Source organism: Terriglobus sp. YAF25 (genome assembly GCF_052113305.1).
Lineage (GTDB): Bacteria > Acidobacteriota > Terriglobia > Terriglobales > Acidobacteriaceae > Terriglobus.
Genome location: NZ_JBFRCY010000346.1, coordinates 1 through 5,427 on the forward strand (window position 1 = coordinate 1; position 5,427 = coordinate 5,427).

The window sequence follows — 5,427 nt, forward strand, 5'->3', positions numbered from 1 at the left end:
GTCGTATAGTTTTCGATGCTCGGTCCGTACTCGCCACCCGATGCTGTGTAATCCCGTGAAAACACAGCGTAATTTATCCACCGGGGAGCTCGCCGCGTCGACTGATTCCGCAATCTCCGAGAGAATGGCGCCGAGGCAATGTGTACAAATCGCCTCACCAATCGCCTGTTTGGAGTCAAAGAATTTGTAAATATAAGGCGTCGACAAATCCAGGGACTTTGCGATATCCGCAAGCGTCGTTTTCCGGTACCCGTAGAGCCGAAAATGCTCGTCGGCGGCCTGGAGAATCTGCTGACGGCGCTTGTGGTCAGCTGGCCCTCTCTGCCCGGAAACCCCGGCAGGATCAATCGTGATCTCTGGCTCCATAGATTAATAATATCTCGCGATTTAGCTTGACATCCGGTTACGAATTACTATATTCGTAAATTGTAATTATGGCTAGAGCTGCGACGACTACCGATGTCTTCAACGCAATTGCGGAACGGCGTCGGCGAGAGATGATCCGACTGATAGGCGATGGAAGGGAATGGACTGTCGGCGAAATAGCCGATCAGATGAGGATTGCTCAACCGGTTGTGTCCAAGCACATTCACGTGCTTAAAAAGGTCGGAATTGTGACCGTCATGAAACGTGGTCGATTTAGGTGCTATCGACTAAACCCGGCGAGCCTACAGCCCATATTGGAGTTGGCAGGATTCTGCAAAGTCAGGACCTGAGTGTGGGCCGATGTTGGACCGGTTCACGAGCGTGTGCGGATTCCGAGGAGTTTGAGACTTGGAGAACAAAACGATGAAGTTTGCATTTACTCCGGTTCCCGCCCTCGCGGCACTTGTCTTCGCGGGGTCACTGACATTCGCTCGCGCCTTGCATGGAACAGACGCCATTCCTCGACTGGGGATCCCAGCTATCCAGATGGCCGACTCATCGTATGGCGTGACGAAGGGTGCGGCAATGGGGCGATATTCCACAGCGTTACCCAGCAACCTTGGGGCGGCCTCGTCATGGGATCCGGAAATGATCTTCGAATACGGCTCGCTCATTGGCCGAGAGCTGCGAGATCAGGGGTACAACATGTCGCTCGGCGGCGGTGTGAATTTGACGCGGGAACCGCGTGATGGGCGCACCTTCGAATATCAGGGTGAAGATCCGCTGCTGGCCGGCACCCTGGCAGGCAACTTCGTTCGAGGCATCCAATCCCAACACCTCATCGGAGATTTGAAGCACTTCGCCGTCAACGATCAGGAGAGTGGCCGCAACTCTTTGAACGTAAACATCAGCAAGAGGGCCATGCGCGAAACAGACCTTCGCGCATTCGAGATCGCCCTCAGGATCTCCGATGCCGGCGCCGTAATGTGCGCCTACAACCGTGTGAATAGCGACTTCGCCTGTGAGAACAGCTACCTGCTCACCGATGTCCTCAAGGGGGATTTCCGATTCAGAGGATTCATCCTCGCAGATTGGGGCGGCACCCACTCTACCGTCAAGGCTTCGCACGCGGGGCTCGATATGGAGCAGCCTCATAACATCTTCTTCGGGACTGCACTCAGGAAAGCCGCGGAAAGCGGCGAAGTTTCTCAAGACGAGATCAATGAACATGTGCATCGCGTTCTGCGTAGCCTCTTCGCGACAGGTACATTCGATGATCCGACGCGAGGTCAGGTGCCAGATGTGGAAGGTGGTTACCGGATAGCTCAGGAAATCGCTGAGAAGAGCATCGTTCTGCTGAAGAACAAGAATGACGTATTACCGCTCTCCACTGATACCAGCTCGGTAGTCCTGATTGGGGGACACGCTGACGTGGCTGTACCATCCGGAGGAGGTTCGGGACAGGTCGATCCGCCCGGAGGATCGCCTGTGCCGCCTCCACCGCCGCATGACTTTTTCTCAGCCGGCATCCGGCCTGCCTGGATGCCCAGTTCACCACTGCACGCCATCATGGCGAAGATGCCTTCGGCGAAGATTTCCTACGTCTCCGGCGACGACTTGACTGCGGCCGCTGCTGCAGCAAAATCCGCCGACGTGGCAATCGTCTTTGCATATCAATGGGAGTCAGAGGCTGTCGATCTACCGACCCTGGATCTTTCTCCAGATCAAAACAAGCTGATCGAAGCGGTTGCCGCCGCCAATCCAAAAACCATCGTTGTCCTTGAGACGGGCGGCCCCGCGACGATGCCCTGGATCGACAAAGTCGCTGGTGTGGTCGAAGCCTGGTATCCAGGAATTCGTGGATCTGAAGCCCTGGCGAACATCCTAACCGGAGCAGTGAATCCGACCGGGAAATTGGCCGTGACCTTCCCCAGGAGCGATGCCGACCTACCGCATCCGAATCTGGTATTGCCACCCCCTGGATCCCTCCCGGACTTCAACCATCTCGTCGCGGACAATTCGAACATCTTCAGTGTGTTGTTCCAGACTCTGCCTGCTTTTCAGATTAACTACGACGAAGGCTTAAAAGTTGGCTACAAGTGGTATGACGCAGAGCAGAAGCCCGTGCTGTTTCCTTTCGGCTTTGGCCTCTCGTACACGAGCTATGAATACTCCGGCTTGAAGGTGCAGGGTGGAGACACGATGACGGCGTCGTTCACCGTGAAGAACACAGGCGCGCGTATCGGAATAGAGATTGCTCAGGTATACGTGTCATTCCCCGAGGTCGCGGGTGAACCGCCGAAACGGCTTGTCGGCTGGGCACGTGTCAAACTCGCTGCGGGCGCGTCGAAGCTGGTCAGCATTGCAATCGAGCGGGATCGGCTCACGATCTTTGATGAATCGGCAGACACATGGAAGATGGTTCCTGGCAGGTACAACTTGCTTGTCGGTGGCTCTTCGCGCGATCTCCCGCTATCTGCCGCAGTCAATTTGCAGTGACGCTTCCTCTAATGCTCAGCTAGGGGCGACAAATCTTTCTTCTCGCGAAGAAACGTAATACCAAAGGAGAAGTCAATGAAAATCACGCTGTATGGCGCGTCCGGAATGATCGGGAGTCGAATTCTCAACGAGCTCATGTCACGCGGACACAACGTAATCGCGGTCGTCCGCTCCCCGTCGAAGATCAAGCGCACTGACATAGAGGTGCGCGCAGGCGACGTACTCGATTCGGCCGGCATTGTCGAGAACGCGAAGGGGGTAGATGCCGTAATCAGCGCTTACGCTCCGCCCGAAGACGCAACACAGCTGCTCGCGGATGCAACAAGGTCTCTGCTCTCAGCCCTGGAGCAAGCAGGAGTAGAGCGGTTTTTAATGGTCGGGGGGGCCGGTAATCTCGAAGTCGCTCCAGGGGTTCCAATAGTGGACACGCCAAACTTTCCGCCGGAGTGGAAATCACATGGATTGGCACATAAAGAGGCGCTCATCCTACTTCAACAGTCGAACCTCAACTGGACGAGTCTCAGTCCTGCGGCCCTTATCCAACCTGGCGAACGCACTGGTAAGTTCAGGCTTAGTGGACGTACCTTCATGACGGATCAGGACGGTCAGAGCCGCATTTCAGCTGAAGATTATGCCGTCGCACTGGTTGATGAGCTTGAGGAACCAGGTCATTTGCAACAGCTCTTTGGGGTGGTGTATTGAGTCGGACGTTTGTTATACGTGACCTCTGGGTGGGCGCAACTCCGCTAGAGCATTTTCCCCGTAGATGTAGAGTAGGGCTTCCGTATCTATGGGCGTTTTCCGCAATGAAAACGCCGCTGCACACCCTTTCCGGGCTACCCAGCAACAGGGAAAACGCCCTAGCCATGTAAGGCTCCAGCCGATGCGCTATCGCTCGGCTCTTTCCAGGTGCGATGGCACACTGACTGTCCGGCCGACCCGCGATGAGGTGTCTCCGCCGAGCGCATCGGGAGCTCAGCATTCAGGCGCTACCTCTGATAGCTGATCAATCGGACAAATCTGCGGAAAGGCCATTGGGCTGGACGGACGTGCACTCTCAAGTGCCCGAACCCAATCGCGAATTTCCGCACAGAGTGGCGTTACGGCGATCCCTCCAAAACAGCGAGGACAGCGTTCAAGTCGTCGTAGCGCCCTTTTCAACAGAGAGGTTGCACCAGCATCGTTTCCGACCCGAAGGTGGTGGAATGCCGCAGTGATCTGAATGAGTGCTTGCAGAAAACTTTTCTCCGGCTCATCCAATCTCAGCCAAACCCTCTCCCAATGCTCGTGTGCCAAGAAGAATTCTGCGCTCCGGTAGCAGGCAAGGCCCTCCGCAAGCGCTCCGCGTTTCCAGTCGAGAGACACTCTTTCAGCATAGGCGATTGGGCATGTCTATTTCTCTGCATCCATCGAGTAGAGCTCCGTTTATCCGAATCGGCGCAATTTCCTCCATGTGCCCAAAATGACGCAAATCAGTAGTCGAGAGAGYTAGAAGTGGAATCGGCAATGAACCCAATGGGGTTAGAACTTCATCTCCGCCTCCATGTGCTTGGCTAATTGGGACGGCGTCCGCCAGAAGGTACGAAACTTCTTCTCCGAAAGGAGAGAAAGCTGATCTCCACGATGGGGAGAACCGGGCTGTGACGATTCGCCATAGGTAGTGATGCCGACCGCCTTTGCATGATCGGAGAACTCTACCAGTGCGATAAAGGTCTCACCATGAATTGGCGTTCGCTCACCATGTGCAAGCGTGCTCCAGGTTATGACACGGAAGATGCCGGTGTTGCCGAAGCCTCCATTTCCAGGAACGTTGATGTCGGCGATGTGGAAACGGGAAACCTCCCCAAAGGGGCGGTCAAGCGCTCCATATTTCGCGATCGTGTCGCGAGCGGCGTCGGCCAGCATGGCAACGGCCTGCTGAGGGTCCTTGATCCCCTTAGGCGTCCCGAGAGGGTCGCCCATGCTCCAGGGAACCTGATAGTTCTTGTCGCTGTTGAAGAGCTGGCCTGCAAACTTGCCGGCCCAGGTCTCGAAGAGCAACGCCCCGCGCGCATCGTTGTCGTCATAGTGGTTCCAGTTGCTCAGTACTGCTGCTGCCTGTTTCACCAGTGGATCGCTGCTGGAAGATGCTGCCTCCAGGAGCTCCGGCAGCAGGCGGTCGGCCATCAGCGAACGGGTGGAAAGTTTGAGAGCAACGAAGTCATCGAAGGTAAGCTTGTCTTTCTGCTGCAGGAGAAGTGCCGACTGTTCTGAGCGCAGGGACAGCGAGACAGGTGACATATACGGCGGATACTTCGCCGGATCAAGCGCTGGAAGCGCGGTATTAACCCAAGGCGGGTTATTCGTGTTCTGAATCCATCCGGCTGGAGGATCTAGCACTCTCGGTAGATCCTCATAGGGATGAACTTTGGTCCAGAGGTTGTCAGAGGAATCTCCAGGCACCAGGCCGGACCAATACGCGAAGTTGCCGTGTGTTCGCACAGGAACGACACCATTGAACTGGTAAAGAATATGTCCATCCCGCCCGGCGTAGAGGATGTTGAAGGTCGTGACCTGCAGGCG

Annotated in this window: 6 protein-coding genes; 3 read left to right on the plus strand and 3 right to left on the minus strand. The window is 55.8% G+C overall.

All coding sequences use genetic code 11. From position 1 onward, the window contains the following. The coding region (locus AB4043_RS15130; protein WP_442307416.1) for a TetR/AcrR family transcriptional regulator at positions 1-366 on the minus strand (366 nt) is incomplete at its 3' end. Positions 367-434: 68 nt separating this feature from the next. Here AB4043_RS15130 and AB4043_RS15135 point away from each other — a divergent pair. The 3 genes from AB4043_RS15135 (at position 435) to AB4043_RS15145 (ending at position 3,567) form a co-directional block, all read left to right on the plus strand. Beyond that, positions 435-716, plus strand: a complete 282-nt coding sequence (locus AB4043_RS15135; protein ID WP_442299012.1) for an ArsR/SmtB family transcription factor — start codon at positions 435-437, stop codon at positions 714-716. A 73-nt stretch (positions 717-789) separates the two neighbouring features. Continuing rightward, a complete protein-coding gene (locus AB4043_RS15140) occupies positions 790-2,865 on the plus strand; it encodes a beta-glucosidase (protein WP_442307417.1) in 2,076 nt (691 codons plus the stop codon). A 75-nt stretch (positions 2,866-2,940) separates the two neighbouring features. Then, on the plus strand, positions 2,941-3,567 hold the full coding sequence (locus tag AB4043_RS15145) for an NAD(P)-dependent oxidoreductase (RefSeq protein ID WP_442299014.1): 627 nt from the start codon (positions 2,941-2,943) through the stop codon (positions 3,565-3,567). A gap of 273 nt (positions 3,568-3,840) precedes the next feature. On the opposite strand, the gene AB4043_RS15150 is transcribed toward AB4043_RS15145, so the two are convergent. After that, a complete protein-coding gene (locus tag AB4043_RS15150; protein ID WP_442299015.1) occupies positions 3,841-4,230 on the minus strand; it encodes a DUF309 domain-containing protein in 390 nt (129 codons plus the stop codon). Between the two features lie 156 nt (positions 4,231-4,386). After that, positions 4,387-5,427 (minus strand): penicillin acylase family protein (locus AB4043_RS15155; protein WP_442307418.1); only part of this gene is annotated, 1,041 nt, incomplete at its 5' end.